The sequence below is a fragment of the Helicobacter bizzozeronii genome (assembly GCF_900196775.1).
GTDB classification, from domain to species: Bacteria; Campylobacterota; Campylobacteria; order Campylobacterales; family Helicobacteraceae; genus Helicobacter; species Helicobacter bizzozeronii.
The window spans coordinates 1-432 of the sequence record NZ_FZLB01000114.1; the positions used below are offsets into that span (position 1 = coordinate 1).

Here is a 432-nt window from a genome sequence, read left to right on the forward strand (position 1 = left end):
CTATGGGGAGTATGTCAAAAGTGGTATGGCACGCAAGAGCGTTATCAAAGACCTTCAGAGAGATTGAAAAAGTTTCATGAGGCTATGGAGGCTAAGGCTAATAAGGACACAGCCAGCACCCCACAAAGCACAGAACAAACAACACAGCAACCCACGCAATCGTGGCATATTTTAGACTTGTTAGCAGATTCGTTAATAGATGCATATAGCCTTAATTTGACAGAGATAAAACCACTCATTTTGAATAAACCCGATTCAACAGAGATAAAACCACCCCCACATGCACCACCCGATTAAGACCCATTGCTAACAATTTACTTTATCAGCCCCATCGCCATACAACCCGAACAAGACTCTTTGCAACCAACAAACTAAAACCCGAGCAGAACTACCCAAACCCCCGATGAAGTCTTTTTGACATACTCTCCCATA

Annotated in this window: 1 protein-coding gene; it reads left to right on the forward strand. The window is 43.1% G+C overall.

Annotated features, from left to right (window positions below):
• Positions 1 to 297, forward strand: a 297-nt coding sequence (locus C5684_RS08870; RefSeq protein ID WP_233708739.1) for a hypothetical protein, incomplete at its 5' end; no start/stop codon positions are given.
• Between the last annotated feature and the right edge of the window lie 135 nt (positions 298 to 432).